The organism is Streptomyces sp. NPDC012794, from assembly GCF_042901085.1.
Classification (GTDB): domain Bacteria; phylum Actinomycetota; class Actinomycetes; order Streptomycetales; family Streptomycetaceae; genus Streptomyces.
Genome location: NZ_JBIBCI010000010.1, coordinates 148,291 through 162,167, shown reverse-complemented (window position 1 = coordinate 162,167; position 13,877 = coordinate 148,291). Strand labels below are relative to the sequence as shown.

The 13,877-nt window shown below is 72.2% G+C and carries 11 protein-coding genes; 6 read left to right on the top strand and 5 right to left on the bottom strand.

The window, feature by feature from the left end:
- Nucleotides 1–6: 6 nt before the first annotated feature.
- Complete coding sequence (locus ACFY7H_RS20380) at nucleotides 7–1,506, top strand: phosphotransferase (RefSeq protein WP_388939818.1); 1,500 nt, start codon at nucleotides 7–9, stop codon at nucleotides 1,504–1,506.
- Nucleotides 1,503–3,803 (top strand): 1,4-alpha-glucan branching enzyme, encoded by a 2,301-nt coding sequence (glgB, locus tag ACFY7H_RS20375; protein ID WP_388939817.1) that lies wholly within the window; start codon nucleotides 1,503–1,505, stop codon nucleotides 3,801–3,803. Before ACFY7H_RS20380 ends, glgB begins: the two co-directional genes overlap by 4 nt.
- On the opposite strand, the gene ACFY7H_RS20370 is transcribed toward glgB, so the two are convergent.
- Nucleotides 3,793–4,137, bottom strand: a complete 345-nt coding sequence (locus ACFY7H_RS20370; RefSeq protein ID WP_388939816.1) for a thioredoxin family protein — start codon at nucleotides 4,135–4,137, stop codon at nucleotides 3,793–3,795. The genes glgB and ACFY7H_RS20370 overlap by 11 nt on opposite strands.
- Nucleotides 4,138–4,205: 68 nt before the next feature.
- Nucleotides 4,206–4,601: a MerR family transcriptional regulator gene (locus tag ACFY7H_RS20365; protein ID WP_388939815.1), complete on the bottom strand. Its 396-nt coding sequence runs from the start codon at nucleotides 4,599–4,601 to the stop codon at nucleotides 4,206–4,208.
- Between the two features lie 348 nt (nucleotides 4,602–4,949).
- On the opposite strand from ACFY7H_RS20365, the gene ACFY7H_RS20360 reads away from it, so the two are divergent.
- A complete protein-coding gene (locus tag ACFY7H_RS20360) occupies nucleotides 4,950–5,630 on the top strand; it encodes a helix-turn-helix domain-containing protein (RefSeq protein ID WP_388939814.1) in 681 nt (226 codons plus the stop codon).
- Nucleotides 5,631–5,639: 9 nt separating this feature from the next.
- Here the strand turns inward: ACFY7H_RS20360 and ACFY7H_RS20355 are convergent, their stop codons facing one another.
- Nucleotides 5,640–6,665 (bottom strand): ATP-dependent 6-phosphofructokinase, encoded by a 1,026-nt coding sequence (locus ACFY7H_RS20355; RefSeq protein WP_388939813.1) that lies wholly within the window; start codon nucleotides 6,663–6,665, stop codon nucleotides 5,640–5,642.
- Between the two features lie 282 nt (nucleotides 6,666–6,947).
- Between ACFY7H_RS20355 and pta the strand changes: the two genes are divergently transcribed.
- The 3 genes from pta to pyk all read left to right on the top strand — a co-directional run bounded on the left by pta (nucleotide 6,948) and on the right by pyk (nucleotide 11,787).
- A complete protein-coding gene (gene pta, locus ACFY7H_RS20350; RefSeq protein ID WP_388939812.1) occupies nucleotides 6,948–9,035 on the top strand; it encodes a phosphate acetyltransferase in 2,088 nt (695 codons plus the stop codon).
- Nucleotides 9,036–9,076: 41 nt separating this feature from the next.
- A complete protein-coding gene (locus ACFY7H_RS20345) occupies nucleotides 9,077–10,291 on the top strand; it encodes an acetate kinase (RefSeq protein ID WP_388939810.1) in 1,215 nt (404 codons plus the stop codon).
- Between the two features lie 62 nt (nucleotides 10,292–10,353).
- A complete protein-coding gene (gene pyk, locus ACFY7H_RS20340) occupies nucleotides 10,354–11,787 on the top strand; it encodes a pyruvate kinase (protein ID WP_388939809.1) in 1,434 nt (477 codons plus the stop codon).
- A gap of 106 nt (nucleotides 11,788–11,893) precedes the next feature.
- Here the strand turns inward: pyk and ACFY7H_RS20335 are convergent, their stop codons facing one another.
- Both ACFY7H_RS20335 and ACFY7H_RS20330 read right to left on the bottom strand, forming a co-directional pair.
- A complete protein-coding gene (locus tag ACFY7H_RS20335; protein ID WP_388939807.1) occupies nucleotides 11,894–13,186 on the bottom strand; it encodes a hypothetical protein in 1,293 nt (430 codons plus the stop codon).
- The gene (locus ACFY7H_RS20330) at nucleotides 13,176–13,721 is read right to left on the bottom strand and encodes a DUF6114 domain-containing protein (protein WP_388939806.1); all 546 of its coding nucleotides are present in this window, start codon (nucleotides 13,719–13,721) and stop codon (nucleotides 13,176–13,178) included. The genes ACFY7H_RS20335 and ACFY7H_RS20330 overlap by 11 nt, the downstream gene beginning before the upstream one ends.
- Nucleotides 13,722–13,877 lie beyond the last annotated feature (156 nt).

The following is a 13,877-nucleotide window of genomic DNA, read 5'->3' as shown; positions in this document are numbered from 1 at the left end:
GACGCCATGTCGGAGGCTGCATCCGCCCGGAGCCGGCTGACGGCCGCCCGGGCCACCGGGACCGCCGGAGCCCCCGGGTCCGCCGGGACCAAGGGAACCACCGGACCCGCGGGGATCGCCGGGCTGGAGCCGATGCTGCGGGACTGGCTCCCCGCACAGCGCTGGTTCGCCGGAAAGGGGCGCCGGATCGGCCGCATCGAGGCCGTCTCGGCGGCCGAACTGCTGCCGCCGGGCTCCGCGCCCGGACTGCTGCACCTGCTGCTCGACGTGGACGGGGACTGCTACCAGCTCCTGCTGGGCATCCGCCCGTCCCCGCTCCCGCCGGCCCTGGCGCCCGCGCTGATCGGGCACGCCCCCGACGGCCCGTACGCCGGCCGGGCCGTCTACGAGGCGCTGGGCGACCCCCGGCTGGCCTCGCTGCTGCTGGAGCGGCTGCGCTCCCCCGGGACGCTGGGCCCGCTCCGCTTCGACCGGGACCCGGACACGCCGGTGCGGGCCGGGCTGCTGCCCCGGCCGCTGTCCGGCGAGCAGACCAACTCTTCCCTGATCTACGGGGATTCGTACATCCTCAAGGTGTTCCGCCGGGTCGGCCCCGGGATCAACCCGGACCTGGAGCTCCCCCGGGCGCTGGCCGCCGCCGGCTGTACCCGCGTACCCGCCCCGGTGGCCTGGTACGAGGCCGAGCCGGCCGGTGGAGAACCGTTGACCCTGGGCGTGCTCCAGCCCTACCTGCGCGGCTCCGACGACGGCTGGCAGCTGGCCCTGCGCAGACTCGGCTCCGGGGCCGACTTCACCGCCGAGGCGCACGCGCTGGGCCGGGCCACCGCCGAGGTCCACAGCGCGCTCGCGACCGCGCTCCCCACCCTGGCCCTGGGCCCCGAGCAGACCGCCCGGCTCGCCGCCGGGATGACCGCCCGGCTGTCCGCCACCTGCCGCGAGGTGCCCGCGCTGCGGCCGTACGAGGCCGGGCTGCGCGGCGCCTTCGACGCGCTGGCCGCCTCCCGGGGCGCCGGGGTCCCCGCCCAGCGCATCCACGGGGACCTGCACCTGGGCCAGACCCTGCGCACCGCCGACGGCAGCTGGGCGCTGATCGACTTCGAGGGGGAGCCGGCCCGGCCGCTGGCGGACCGCCGCCGCCCCGAGCCGGCGGTCCGCGACATCGCCGGGATGCTGCGTTCCTTCGACTACGCCGCCCGCTCGCACCGGCCCTTCGCCCCGGCCTGGGCGGACGCCTGCCGGGCCGCGTTCTGCGAGGGCTACGCCCGGACCACCGGACGCGACCCGCGCGAGGACCCGGTCCTGCTGCGCGCCTACGAGACCGACAAGGCGGTGTACGAGGCCCGGTACGAGTCCCGGCACCGCCCCGACTGGTTGCACGTCCCGATGGCGGCGATCCGCCGGCTGTCGGAACCGCAGCGGCCCGCACACCGCATGCCCCCGCCGGTCCCCGGCACCTCCCCCGCCCCTTCCCCCCATCCGAAGCCCCCGAGGAGGCCGCTCGCGTGAGCGCCGCACGACAGCCGTCACCGACCGTCAGTGAGGAATCCGCAGCCGGACCGGAACCGGCGAAGCGGCCCCGGCCGCCCGTACCGAGGGGGGCGCGGGCCGGCAGCGCCGCGCCGCCCCACGGGGTGCACCCGGCGCCCGCGCTGGACCCGGGGGAACGGGCCCGGCTGCTGGAGGGCCGCCACCACGACCCGCACGCGGTGCTGGGTGCCCGGACGCAGCGGGGCGGGGTGGCCTTCCGGGTGCTGCGCCCGTACGCGAAGGCCGTCACGGTCGTCGCCGAGGAGCTGCGGGCCGAGCTGTTCGACGACGGGGAGGGGCTGTTCTCCGGCCTGCTGCCGCTCACCGGGGTGCCGGAGTACCGGCTGCTGGTGACGTACGACGGCGCCGAGATCGAGGTCCACGACCCGTACCGGTTCCTGCCCGCCGTCGGGGAGCTGGACCTGCACCTGATCGGGGAGGGCCGGCACGAGGAGCTGTGGACGGCGCTGGGCGCCCGGCCGATGGAGCACCAGGGCGTGGCCGGCACCCGTTTCACGGTGTGGGCGCCGAACGCCCAGGGGGTGCGGGTCACCGGGGACTTCTCGTACTGGGACCCGACGGCCCACCCGATGCGCTCGCTCGGCTCGACCGGGGTGTGGGAACTGTTCCTGCCCGGGGTCGGCGAGGGCGCCCTGTACAAGTACGACATCACCCGCCCGGACGGCAGTCACACCCTGCGCGCCGACCCGATGGCGCAGTACGCGGAGGTCCCGCCGGCAACCGCCTCGGTGGTCACCGCCTCGCGGTTCGTGTGGCAGGACGCCGAGTGGATGGCGACGCGCGGCGCCCGCCCGGTGCACCAGGCGCCGTTCTCGGTGTACGAGCTGCACCTGGCGTCCTGGCGGCCGGGGCTCAGCTACCGGCAGCTGGCCGAGCAGCTCCCCGCGTACGTGAAGGAGCTCGGTTTCACGCACGTGGAGTTCATGCCGGTCGCCGAGCACCCCTTCGGCGGCTCCTGGGGCTACCAGGTCACCGGTTTCTACGCGCCGACCTCGCGGATGGGCACCCCGGACGACTTCCGGTTCCTCGTGGACTCGCTGCACCGGGCCGGGATCGGGGTGATCGTCGACTGGGTGCCCGCGCACTTCCCGCGCGACGAATGGGCCCTGGCCGAATTCGACGGCCGGCCGCTGTACGAGCACCAGGACCCACGCCGGGCCTCGCACCCGGACTGGGGGACGCTGGAGTTCGACTACGGGCGCAAGGAGGTCCGCAACTTCCTGGTCGCCAACGCCGTCTACTGGTGCCAGGAGTTCCACGTGGACGGGCTGCGCGTGGACGCCGTCGCCTCGATGCTGTACCTGGACTACTCGCGTGAGGAGGGCCAGTGGTCGCCGAACCGGCACGGCGGCCGGGAGGACCTGGACGCGGTGGCGCTGCTCCAGGAGATGAACGCGGTGGTCTACCGGCGCTGCCCGGGGGTGGTGACGATCGCGGAGGAGTCCACGGCCTGGGACGGGGTCACGCGGCCGACGGACTCGGGCGGGCTGGGCTTCGGCCTGAAGTGGAACATGGGCTGGATGCACGACACCCTGCGGTACGTGTCGAAGGAACCGGTGCACCGCAAGTACCACCACGACGACATGACCTTCGGGATGGTGTACGCCTTCAGCGAGAACTACGTGCTGCCGATCTCGCACGACGAGGTGGTGCACGGCAAGCGCTCGCTGGTGTCGAAGGCGCCGGGCGACTGGTGGCAGCAGCGGGCCACGCACCGCGCGTACCTGGGCTTCATGTGGGCCCACCCGGGCAAGCAACTGCTGTTCATGGGGCAGGAGTTCGCGCAGGGGTCGGAGTGGTCGGAGGCCCATGGCCCGGACTGGTGGCTGCTGGACTCCTCCTATTCGGCCGCCGGCGACCACCGGGGGGTGCGCGACCTCGTGCGCGACCTGAACCGCGCGTACGCGGCGGCTCCCGCGCTGTGGGAGCGGGATTCGGTGCCGGAGGGGTTCGCCTGGGTGGAGGGCGGCGCCGCCGAGGACAACGTGTTCGCGTTCCTGCGGTACGCGCAGGACGGCTCGCAGCTGCTGTGCGTGTCGAACTTCTCCCCGGTGGTGCGGCACGACTACCGGCTCGGGGTGCCGGAGGAGGTGCCGCTGTGGCGGGAGGTCCTCAACACCGACAGCGAGGAGTACGGCGGGAGCGGCGTCCGCCAGGGCCGGCCGCTGCGCCCGGAGCCGGTACCGGCCCAGGGGCGTGCGGCGAGCCTGCGGATGACGCTCCCGCCGATGGCGACGGTCTGGCTCAGGCCGTGACCAGCGCGTCGTCGAGCTCCTGAAGCAGCCGACGCTTGGCACGGGCGCCGACCAGCTGCCTGACGGGCTCGCCGTCGCGGAAGACGAGCATGGTCGGCATGGACAGCACCCCGTAGCGCGTGACGGCGCCGGGGTTGCCGTCCGCGTCGATCTGGACGACCTTGAGGCGGTCCGCCCGCTCGGCGGCCACGGCGGAGAGCACCGGGGCGAGCTGGCGGCAGGGGCCGCACCAGTCCGCGGTGAACTCCACCAGCACGGGCCGGTCCCGCTCGGCCAGCACCTCGGCCTCGAAGTCCGCGTCGGTCACTTCCGCCACACCCTGTGCGTGGATCATTTCCGTTCCCCTCTCAGGTCTCTCACTGACGTCACGTCTCGTGCACTCGTCCGCGCCGGCGCCGGGCGTCAGCCGGTCATCTCGCAGCGCGGCACGGCTTCCCCGGCGGCCTCCTCGGCCGCGGCCAGCTGGGCGGCAACCTGCTCGCGGACGTCGGCCAGCTGGCCGATCAGGCCGTCCAGCTCGGCGAGCTTGCGGCGGTACACCGCGAGCGAGGCCGGGCAGGAGTCCCCGGCCGGGTGGCCGGCGCGCAGGCACTCGACGAACGGCCGGGTCTCCTCCAGTTCGAAGCCGAAGTCCTGGAGGGTGCGGATCTGCCGCAGCAGGCGCAGGTCGTCCTCGTCGTAGTCGCGGTAGCCGTTGCCGTTGCCGGTCCTCCGGGCTTCGAGCAGTCCGCGTGATTCGTAGTACCTGAGCGTCCGGGTGCTCGTCCCGGCCCGCTTCGCCAGTTCGCCGATGCGCATGGGGCGACCGTATTCCTTGACGCCGACGTCAAGGGAAGGGGAACGGCACACGGACGTCCGGGGAGGCCCTCGCCACCCCCGTATGCGAGGGCCCCCGTCATGGATCACGGACGCCGGCCGCGGCCGGTTCAGGTGGTGTGACCGGGATCACGCCGCGGTCTTCCCGGGTCACCTGCGGGGAAGTGGCCGAATCCGTACGCTGTAAATGGATCTTCTGTGATCCGATTACCGGACAGTCGCCGGGAAAACCGCCCAAAGTCATGAACTGCATAGGACTTTCCTACGAGTTATGGGCTTGTTTGAATAGTCTGTAGTCGTCACACCTCGGCCACTCCTACCGTGTGCCCTGTGCACTCCAGCCCACCTTTCAATGCCCCCGCCGCGCGTCGCCTGCGCGCGGCCCTGGGCATGGCCCCCGGTCACGTCGCCTACGGCCTGCGGGCCCAGTACGGACTGCTCGTCGCACCGGAGACGGTGACCGCCTGGGAGCGGGGCGAGCAGTCGCCCACCTCCACCGAGCTCACGGCCCTCGCCGGCGTGCTCTGGTGCTCCCCCGGGGAGCTGCTCGCCGAACCCGTCACCCTGCGGGAGCACCGCATCGCCCGGGGCCTGGACCCGGAGGACCTGGCCCGCCGGATCGGGGTGGAGGCGAACGCGTACCGGAAGATGGAGGAGACCGGCCGCTGGAAGGGCAACGAACGGCAGTCCGCCGCCCTGGCCTCGGTCCTCGGGCTGAGCCTGGCGCAGTTCGTGACGGCGACCGGCAAGCACGAGGAGCTCGCCGGGCTGCTGCGCAGTGCGGTGACCACCCGCTGGCAGGCCTACGTCAAACCGCTGGGCAAGCTGCTGCCCGTGCCCCGCGCCCACCTGGAACGGGTCCTGGAGTACCTCTACAACGACTACCAGCAGCGGATGGTGGCCACCCTCGGCTGGGGCGGTGCCGAGGGCACGGCCGGCACCGGTGACGCGGGCCGGGAGTTCCTCGCGGAGATCACGGACCGGTTCTGGGCCCTGGCCGGCGGTGCGTGACGCGGCCGGTCAGAAGACCGACTCGGCCTCGTACATCCGGTGCTCCGGGACCGTCTTGAGCTCGGTGACGGCCTCGGCCAGCGGGGCCATCACGATGTCGGTGCCGCGCAGGGCGGTCATGTTGCCGAATTCGCCCCGGTGCACGGCCTCGACGGCGTGCCAGCCGAAGCGGGTCGCCAGGACGCGGTCGTACGCGGTCGGCACACCGCCGCGCTGGACGTGGCCGAGGATGACCGGGCGGGCCTCCTTGCCCAGGCGGTGCTCCAGCTCGATGGCCAGGCGGTTGCCGATGCCCGCGAAGCGCTCGTGCCCGTACTGGTCGATGGCGCCCTTCTCGTACGGCATGGAGCCCGCCGCGGGGTGCGCGCCCTCGGCGACGCAGACGACGGCGAACTTCTTGCCCCGGGCGAAGCGTTCCTCGACCATCTTCACCAGCGCGTCGACCTCGAAGGGGCGCTCGGGCAGGCAGATGCCGTGGGCGCCGCCGGCCATGCCGGACTCCAGGGCGATCCAGCCCGCGTGACGGCCCATGACCTCGACGACCATCACGCGCTGGTGGGACTCGGCGGTGGTCTTGAGGCGGTCTATGGCCTCGGTGGCCACCATGACGGCGGTGTCGAAGCCGAAGGTCCGGTCGGTGGAGGAGATGTCGTTGTCGATGGTCTTCGGCACGCCGACGACCGGCATCCCGGCGTCGGACAGCATCCGGGCGGCCGTGAGGGTGCCCTCGCCGCCGATCGGGATCAGCGCGTCGAGGCCGTACCGGCTCGCCAGTTCGTTGGCGTTCTCGGCGGCTTCGTGCAGCCGGGCGCGCTCCATGCGCGCCGAGCCGAGGATCGTGCCGCCGCGGGCCAGGATGCCGCTGACGGCATTGATGTCGAGGGGGCGGTAGTGGCCGTCGAGGAGGCCCTTGAAGCCGTCCTCGAAGCCGATGACCTCGTCCCCGTGTCCGACCAGCGCTCGGTGGACGACCGACCGGATGACAGCGTTCAGGCCCGGGCAGTCGCCGCCTGCGGTGAGAACTCCGATACGCATCGTGCTGTGTCTCCTGCTCCTGGTCGTGCCCTGCCGTTGCGCCGGGGGTACGCCCCTCCCTGTGCCCGGCCCGGCCGTACATATGAAGGACGTATTGATGACGCCTGTCCGATTGTTCCACGTTTCGAGAGGGGAGCGCGCCCCGCGCCACTCCGCCCACCAGGCCTTTCGCCCCTCCCGACCAGGCCTTTTCCCCAGGAGCGCCCTATCCACTGACGGAGGTATTGTCAAGAGGTCAAGCCAGGTGAATCAGACATCCACTGCATGGGACGGAGAGCACGCGTGACGCGCAGCGTGTACGTGACCGGTATCGAGCGGGGAGACGGCCGGCAGGTCGTCGAACTGGGGATCATGGAGCTCCTGACCCGGCAGACGGGCCGGGTCGGCGTGTACCGCCCCCTGCTGCACGACGGGCCGGACCGGCTCTTCGACCTCCTGCGGGCCCGCTACCGGCTCGACCAGGACGCCGCGACCGCCTACGGCATGGACTACCACGAGGCCTCCGCCCTCCTCGCCGAGAAGGGCCCCGACGAGCTGGTCTCCCGGTTGGTGGACCGCTACCACCGGGTGGCCCGCGACTACGAGGTCATGCTGGCCCTCGGCACCGACTACGCCGACACCAACCTGCCCGACGAGCTCGCGCTGAACGCCCGCCTCGCCAACGAGCTGGGGGCGGTCGTCGTCCCCGTCGTCGGCGGCACCAAGCACCCCGCCGAGGCCGTGCGCGCCGAGGCCCAGAGCGCCCACCGGGCCTACGAGAGCCTGGGCTGCCACGTCGTGGCGATGGTCGTCAACCGGGTGGCCCCGGACGACCGTGACGTCATAGCCGAGTGGCTCGCCGCCCGCCTCCCCGTGCCCTGCTACGTCCTCCCGGACGACAAGTCCCTCTCCGCCCCGACCGTCGCCCAGATCACCCGGGCGCTCGGCGGCGAGGTGCTGCTCGGCGACGACGCCGGGCTCGCCCGTGACGCCCTGGACTTCGTGTTCGGCGGCGCGATGCTGCCGAACTTCCTGAACGCCCTGACCCCCGGCTGCCTGGTCGTCACCCCCGGGGACCGCGCCGACCTGGTCGTGGGAGCGCTCGCAGCGCACGCCTCGGGCACCCCGCCGATCGCCGGTGTGCTGCTGACCCTGAACGAGCGCCCCTCCCAGGAGGTCCTCACGCTGGCCTGCAAGCTCGCCCCGGGCACCCCGGTGGTCTCGGTGGCCGGCAACAGCTTCCCGACCGCCGCGGAACTCTTCTCGCTGCAGAGCCGCCTGAACTCCGCGACCCCGCGCAAGCTGGAGACCGCGCTCGGCCTCTTCGAGCGGCACGTGGACACCGCCGAACTGCGCGGGCTGCTGTCGGTGGCCCGCTCGGAGCGCGTCACCCCGATGATGTTCGAGCACGAGCTGCTGGAGCGGGCCCGCTCGGAGCGGCGCCGGGTGGTGCTGCCGGAGGGCACCGAGGAGCGCGTACTGCGCGCCGCGGACGTGGTGCTGCGCCGCGGGGTGTGCGACCTGACCCTGCTGGGCGAGGAGCAGGCGATCCTGAAGAAGGCGGGCGACCTGGGCGTCGACATCTCGCGCGCCCAGCTGATCGACCCGGCGGCCTCCCCCCTCCGGGAACGTTTCGCCGAGTACTACGCCAAGGTCCGCGCGCACAAGGGCATGACCGTCGAGCTGGCCCACGACGTGGTCACCGACGTCAACTACTTCGGCACCCTGATGGTCCAGGAGGGCCTGGCCGACGGCATGGTCTCCGGCTCGGTGCACTCCACCGCCGCCACCATCCGCCCGGCCTTCGAGATCATCAAGACCAAGCCCGAGGCCTCGATCGTCTCCTCGGTCTTCTTCATGTGCCTGGCCGACCGGGTCCTCGTCTACGGCGACTGCGCGGTCAATCCGGACCCGGACGCCGAGCAGCTCGCGGACATCGCCGTGCAGTCGGCGGCCACGGCCGCCGCCTTCGGTGTCGAGCCGCGGATCGCGATGCTCTCGTACTCGACGGGCACCTCGGGCTCCGGGGCGGACGTGGAGAAGGTCCGCAAGGCCACCGAGGCGGTCCGCGCGCAGCGCCCCGACCTGGCGGTCGAGGGGCCGATCCAGTACGACGCCGCGGTGGAGCCCTCGGTCGCGGCGACCAAGCTGCCGGGCTCCGAGGTGGCCGGCCGGGCGAGCGTGCTGATCTTCCCCGACCTGAACACGGGCAACAACACGTACAAGGCGGTGCAGCGTTCGGCCGGCGCCGTCGCGGTCGGGCCGGTGCTCCAGGGCCTGCGCAAGCCGGTCAACGACCTCTCGCGCGGCGCGCTGGTCCAGGACATCGTCACCACCGTGGCGATCACCGCGATCCAGGCGCAGTCGCAGTCCCTGCCGCAGGCCCAGTGATCCGTGATCCCCGACCGCATCCGAAGGAAAGACCCCTCATCGTGACCGCAACGCGCGTACTCGTCCTCAACTCCGGCTCGTCGTCGGTGAAGTACCAGCTGCTCGACATGGAGGACCGCTCCCGCCTCGCCGCCGGCCTGGTGGAGCGCATCGGCGAGGAGACCTCCCGCCTCGTGCACGAGCCGCTCACCGGGGACGGTGCCGCCGGCGGCAAGCGCGAGCGCCTCGGGCCGATCGCGGACCACGGCGCCGCCCTGCGGGCGGTCGCGGCGGAGCTGGCGGCCGACGGGCTGGGCCTGGACTCCCCTGAGCTCGCGGCCGTCGGCCACCGGGTGGTGCACGGCGGTACCCGGTTCACCCGGCCTACGGTCATCGACGACGAGGTGCTGGCGGAGATCCGCAGCCTGATCCCGCTGGCCCCGCTCCACAACCCGGCCAACGTGACGGGCATCGAGGTGGCGCGCGAGCTGCGCGGCGACCTGCCCCAGGTGGCCGTCTTCGACACCGCCTTCCACTCGACGATGCCGGAGCACGTGGCGCGGTACGCGATCGACGCGGCGACCGCCGACGAGTACGCCATCCGGCGGTACGGCTTCCACGGCACCTCCCACGCCTACGTCTCGCGGGCAGCGGCCGCGCTGCTGGGCCGTCCGGTGCAGGACGTGAACGTGATCGTGCTCCACCTGGGCAACGGCGCCTCCGCCTCCGCGGTGCGGGGCGGGGTCTGCGTGGAGACCTCCATGGGGCTGACCCCGCTGGAGGGCCTGGTCATGGGGACCCGTTCGGGCGACCTGGACCCGGCGGTCATCTTCCACCTGGCCCGGGTGGCCGGGCTGGGCGTCGACGAGATCGACTCGCTGCTCAACAAGAAGAGCGGTCTGCTGGGTCTGTGCGGCGACAACGACATGCGCGAGGTGACGCGGCGCGCGGGCGAGGGCGACGAGTCGGCCCGGCTCGCGCTGGCGTCGTACGTGCACCGCCTGAAGAAGTACATCGGCGCGTACACGGCCGTCCTGGGGCGGGTGGACGCGGTGGTGTTCACGGCGGGCGTCGGCGAGAACGCCTCCGTCGTGCGGGAGGCGGCGATCGCCGGGCTGGAGGAGCTGGGCCTCGCGCTGGACCCGGAGGCGAACGCCGTGCGCTCCGGGGAGCCGCGGCTGATCTCCCCGGAGCACGCGCGGGTGGCGGTGGCCGTGGTGCCCACCGATGAGGAACTGGAGATCGCCTCCCAGGCGTACGCGCTGGTTACCCAGTAGTCACTTGGACTTTCCGCCAGACGGAATATTCCGCTACGAAACAAACGGATAGGATCCGCTTCATGCGCCGTTCCAAAATCGTCTGCACGCTGGGCCCCGCCGTCGACTCGTATGAGCAGCTGAAAGCGCTCATCGAGGCAGGTATGAACGTGGCCCGATTCAACTTCAGCCACGGATCCCAGGCAGAACACCAGGAGCGGTACGACCGCGTCCGGAAGGTCTCCGAGGACACCGGGCGCGCGGTCGGCGTCCTCGCCGACCTCCAGGGCCCCAAGATCCGCCTGGAAACCTTCGCCGAGGGTCCCGTCGAGCTGGTGCGCGGTGACGAGTTCACCATCACCACCGAGGACGTCCCGGGCGACAAGTCCGTCTGCGGCACCACCTACAAGGGCCTGCCGGGTGACGTCACCAAGGGCGACCAGATCCTGATCAACGACGGCAACGTCGAGCTGCGGGTGACCGAGGTCGAGGGCCCGCGGGTCAAGACCATCGTCATCGAGGGCGGTGTCATCTCGGACCACAAGGGCATCAACCTGCCGGGTGCCGCCGTGAACGTCCCCGCCCTGTCGGAGAAGGACGTCGACGACCTGCGCTTCGCCCTGCGGATGGGCTGCGACATGGTCGCCCTCTCCTTCGTCCGCGACGCCAACGACGTCAAGGACGTCCACCGCGTCATGGACGAGGAGGGCCGCCGGGTCCCCGTCATCGCCAAGGTGGAGAAGCCCCAGGCCGTCGAGAACATGGAGGCCGTGGTCGCGGCCTTCGACGCGGTCATGGTGGCCCGCGGCGACCTTGCCGTCGAGTACCCGCTCGAGAAGGTCCCGATGGTCCAGAAGCGGCTCATCGAGATGTGCCGCCGCAACGCCAAGCCGGTGATCGTCGCGACCCAGATGATGGAGTCGATGATCACCAACTCCCGCCCGACCCGCGCGGAGGCCTCCGACGTCGCCAACGCCATCCTCGACGGCGCCGACGCGGTCATGCTGTCCGCCGAGTCCTCGGTGGGCGCCTACCCGATCGAGACCGTCAAGACGATGTCGAAGATCGTGACGGCGGCCGAGGAGGAGCTCCTCTCCAAGGGCCTCCAGCCGCTGGTGCCGGGCAAGAAGCCGCGTACCCAGGGCGGCTCCGTCGCCCGCGCGGCCTGCGAGATCGCGGACTTCCTCGACGGCAAGGCCCTGGTCGCCTTCACCCAGTCCGGCGACACCGCCCGCCGCCTGTCGCGCTACCGCGCCAGCCAGCCGATCCTGGCCTTCACGACCGACGTGAACACCCGCAACCAGCTCACCCTGAGCTGGGGCGTCGAGTCGGCGATCGTCCCCCACGTGGACACCACCGACGCGATGGTGGACCTGGTGGACGGCGAGGTGCTGAAGCTCCAGCGCTTCAACGCCGGCGACACCATGATCATCACGGCCGGCTCGCCCCCCGGCGTCCCCGGCACGACCAACATGGTCCGCGTCCACCACCTGGGCGACACGGCCGCGGGCGCCTGAGCCCTGACGCCGGCCGCCTGACTCTGCCGCACAGAGACCGAGGGCGGCACCCCGGAATCCGGGGTGCCGCCCTCGGTGCTGCTGCGACCGCGCGGGGTCCGGCCGGTTACTCCGGCGGGCCGATGTAGTTGCTCAGGCCCGGGACCGTGAGGTTGCCGCCGAACTGGCCGGCCTGGACGACCTTGACGTTCGTGAAGAACGCGAAGGGGACGTTCAGGGGCGGCGGGGTGTTCGGGGTGAACTCGACCGGGATGAGCCCGAAGAGGTTGCCCTTGAGGCTCTCCGTGTACATCGTCACCTTGCCGCCGCGGATCTGGGATGTGGAGCCCGGGCGCGACTTGAGGTGGGCGACGTTGGGGCCCTTGCCGACGGTCTGGTAGAGGTCCTTGATGTCCAGTGAGTCCGCCGTGAACTTCAGGACCTTCTTGATCTTGCCTCCCGCCGTCTTCACCTCCACGATGCCTTCGTAGTCGAGGCCGTAGAGGGTCAGCAGCGAGCTGTCCAGGTACCAGGGCTCGTCCGGCAGGAGCGGGATCCCCGGCTCAAGCTTGGCGTTGGCGAAGGCCTCGGCGTCGAAGGTCGGGCAGGGGAAGGGCTGCTTCCCGTCCGGGTCCGTCGTCGCCGACGTCGTCGGGGAGGGGCTCGGCGAGGCCTTGTCCCCGTCCTTCTCGGCGCCCTTGGGCGTCTTGCCCGTCTCGTCCTTCGGCTTGGCGGCCGTGTCCTTGACGTCCTGGGGCAGTTCCTCGACCGTGGCGCCGGCCTTCTTCGCCGCGTCGCGGATGGCGTCGGCGGCGGGGTCCTTGGACGGGGTGGCCGGGGTGGGCGCGGGCGCCGGGGTGGCCGGCTTCGTCGCGTCCTGGAGGGGCTTGCCGAGGCCGTCCACGAGGCCCTTGAGGGCGTCACCGACACCCAGCGGGTCCAGCGGGTTGGCCGGCTTCGTGGCCGTGGCCGACGGGGACGGGGAGGCGCTCGTCGACGGCTGCTTCGGCGTCTTCGGGACCTCGGGCCGGGCCGACGGGGACGCCGAGGGGCTGACCGCCGGTTTCGGGGGCTTGCTCGCGCCCGGCGAGGGGCTCGCGCCGGCCGAAGGCGACGCCGGGGCCGAAGGAGACGGCGAGCCCGGCGTGGACGTCGACGGACTGGGCGTCGGCTCGTCGGAGCGGGTCACGCACGGGCCGGGGGCGAAGGGGATGTCCTTCTCGTCGGCGAGTGCCAGCTTCGGGGCCATGCCCATCCCGACGAGCACGGCCGTCGGCATCGCCGCGAGCGCCATCGTCTTGCCGACGGGTATCTGGAGCTTGTTCAGCAGCGATTTCCTGGGCGCCGCGTGGCGCGGCCCCCTTTTCTCACGGGACTCCGCTCCGGGGGTCACGCCCCGCTGCGTCTCATCACCCCGCACTGTTCCTCCCGCCATCGGCGTGGGCAGTCGTCTCGGTCGCGTACGCCGTTTCCGTGTCTCGGGGCCCCGGGAAGCCGTGGAACGGGTCCCCCTTCTGCGCCTCGGGCCGCTCGGGCTCTTCCTCCTCCGCCGGAGCACCCGGCGCCCAGGCCAGCGCGAGGCATCCGCCGATCATGGAGGTGAGGAAACCGATGAAGAAGCCGCCGAGGTTGGACTTCGGGATCGACACCAGGGCCAGCAGGATCGCGGCGACGCCCGCGAAGACGCGGATGCCCTGCTGGAACCAGAGGCCGAGGCCCAGCGTGATCAGCAGGACGCCGAGGATCAGCGACACGGATCCCGAGGTCGTCGCCATCGCGAGGCTGACGTTGGCCAGCCGGATGTCCGCGAACGGGAAGTAGATGATCGGCACTCCGCCGAGGAGCGTGAACAGTCCGGCCCAGAAAGGACGGGCACCTCGCCAGGCACGGAAGCGGTGGCGCATGACAGTGAGCCAGTGATCGTCTGCGGCGTGAACCGGGGCCTGGGGGTTCATGGACAACAGCTCCCTGGAAACGGTGGTACGGAGAACTCTGTGGAGCCCGGCCGGGGGGGGGGGGGGGGGCGCGCCCCCCCGCCCCCCCCCCCCCCCCCCCCCCCCCCCCCCACCCCCCCCCCCCCCCCGCCCCCCCCCCGCCCCGCCCCCCCCCCC

What these genes read in the sequence shown, in the direction of transcription:
- ACFY7H_RS20380 (WP_388939818.1), top strand. Translation starts at nt 7, where the DNA reads ATGTCGGAGGCTGCATCCGCCCGGAGCCGGCTGACGGCCGCCCGGGCC.
- ACFY7H_RS20370 (WP_388939816.1), bottom strand. Translation starts at nt 4,137, where the DNA reads ATGATCCACGCACAGGGTGTGGCGGAAGTGACCGACGCGGACTTCGAG.
- ACFY7H_RS20365 (WP_388939815.1), bottom strand. Translation starts at nt 4,601, where the DNA reads ATGCGCATCGGCGAACTGGCGAAGCGGGCCGGGACGAGCACCCGGACG.
- ACFY7H_RS20355 (WP_388939813.1), bottom strand. Translation starts at nt 6,665, where the DNA reads ATGCGTATCGGAGTTCTCACCGCAGGCGGCGACTGCCCGGGCCTGAAC.
- pyk (WP_388939809.1), top strand. Translation starts at nt 10,354, where the DNA reads ATGCGCCGTTCCAAAATCGTCTGCACGCTGGGCCCCGCCGTCGACTCG.
- ACFY7H_RS20330 (WP_388939806.1), bottom strand. Translation starts at nt 13,721, where the DNA reads ATGAACCCCCAGGCCCCGGTTCACGCCGCAGACGATCACTGGCTCACT.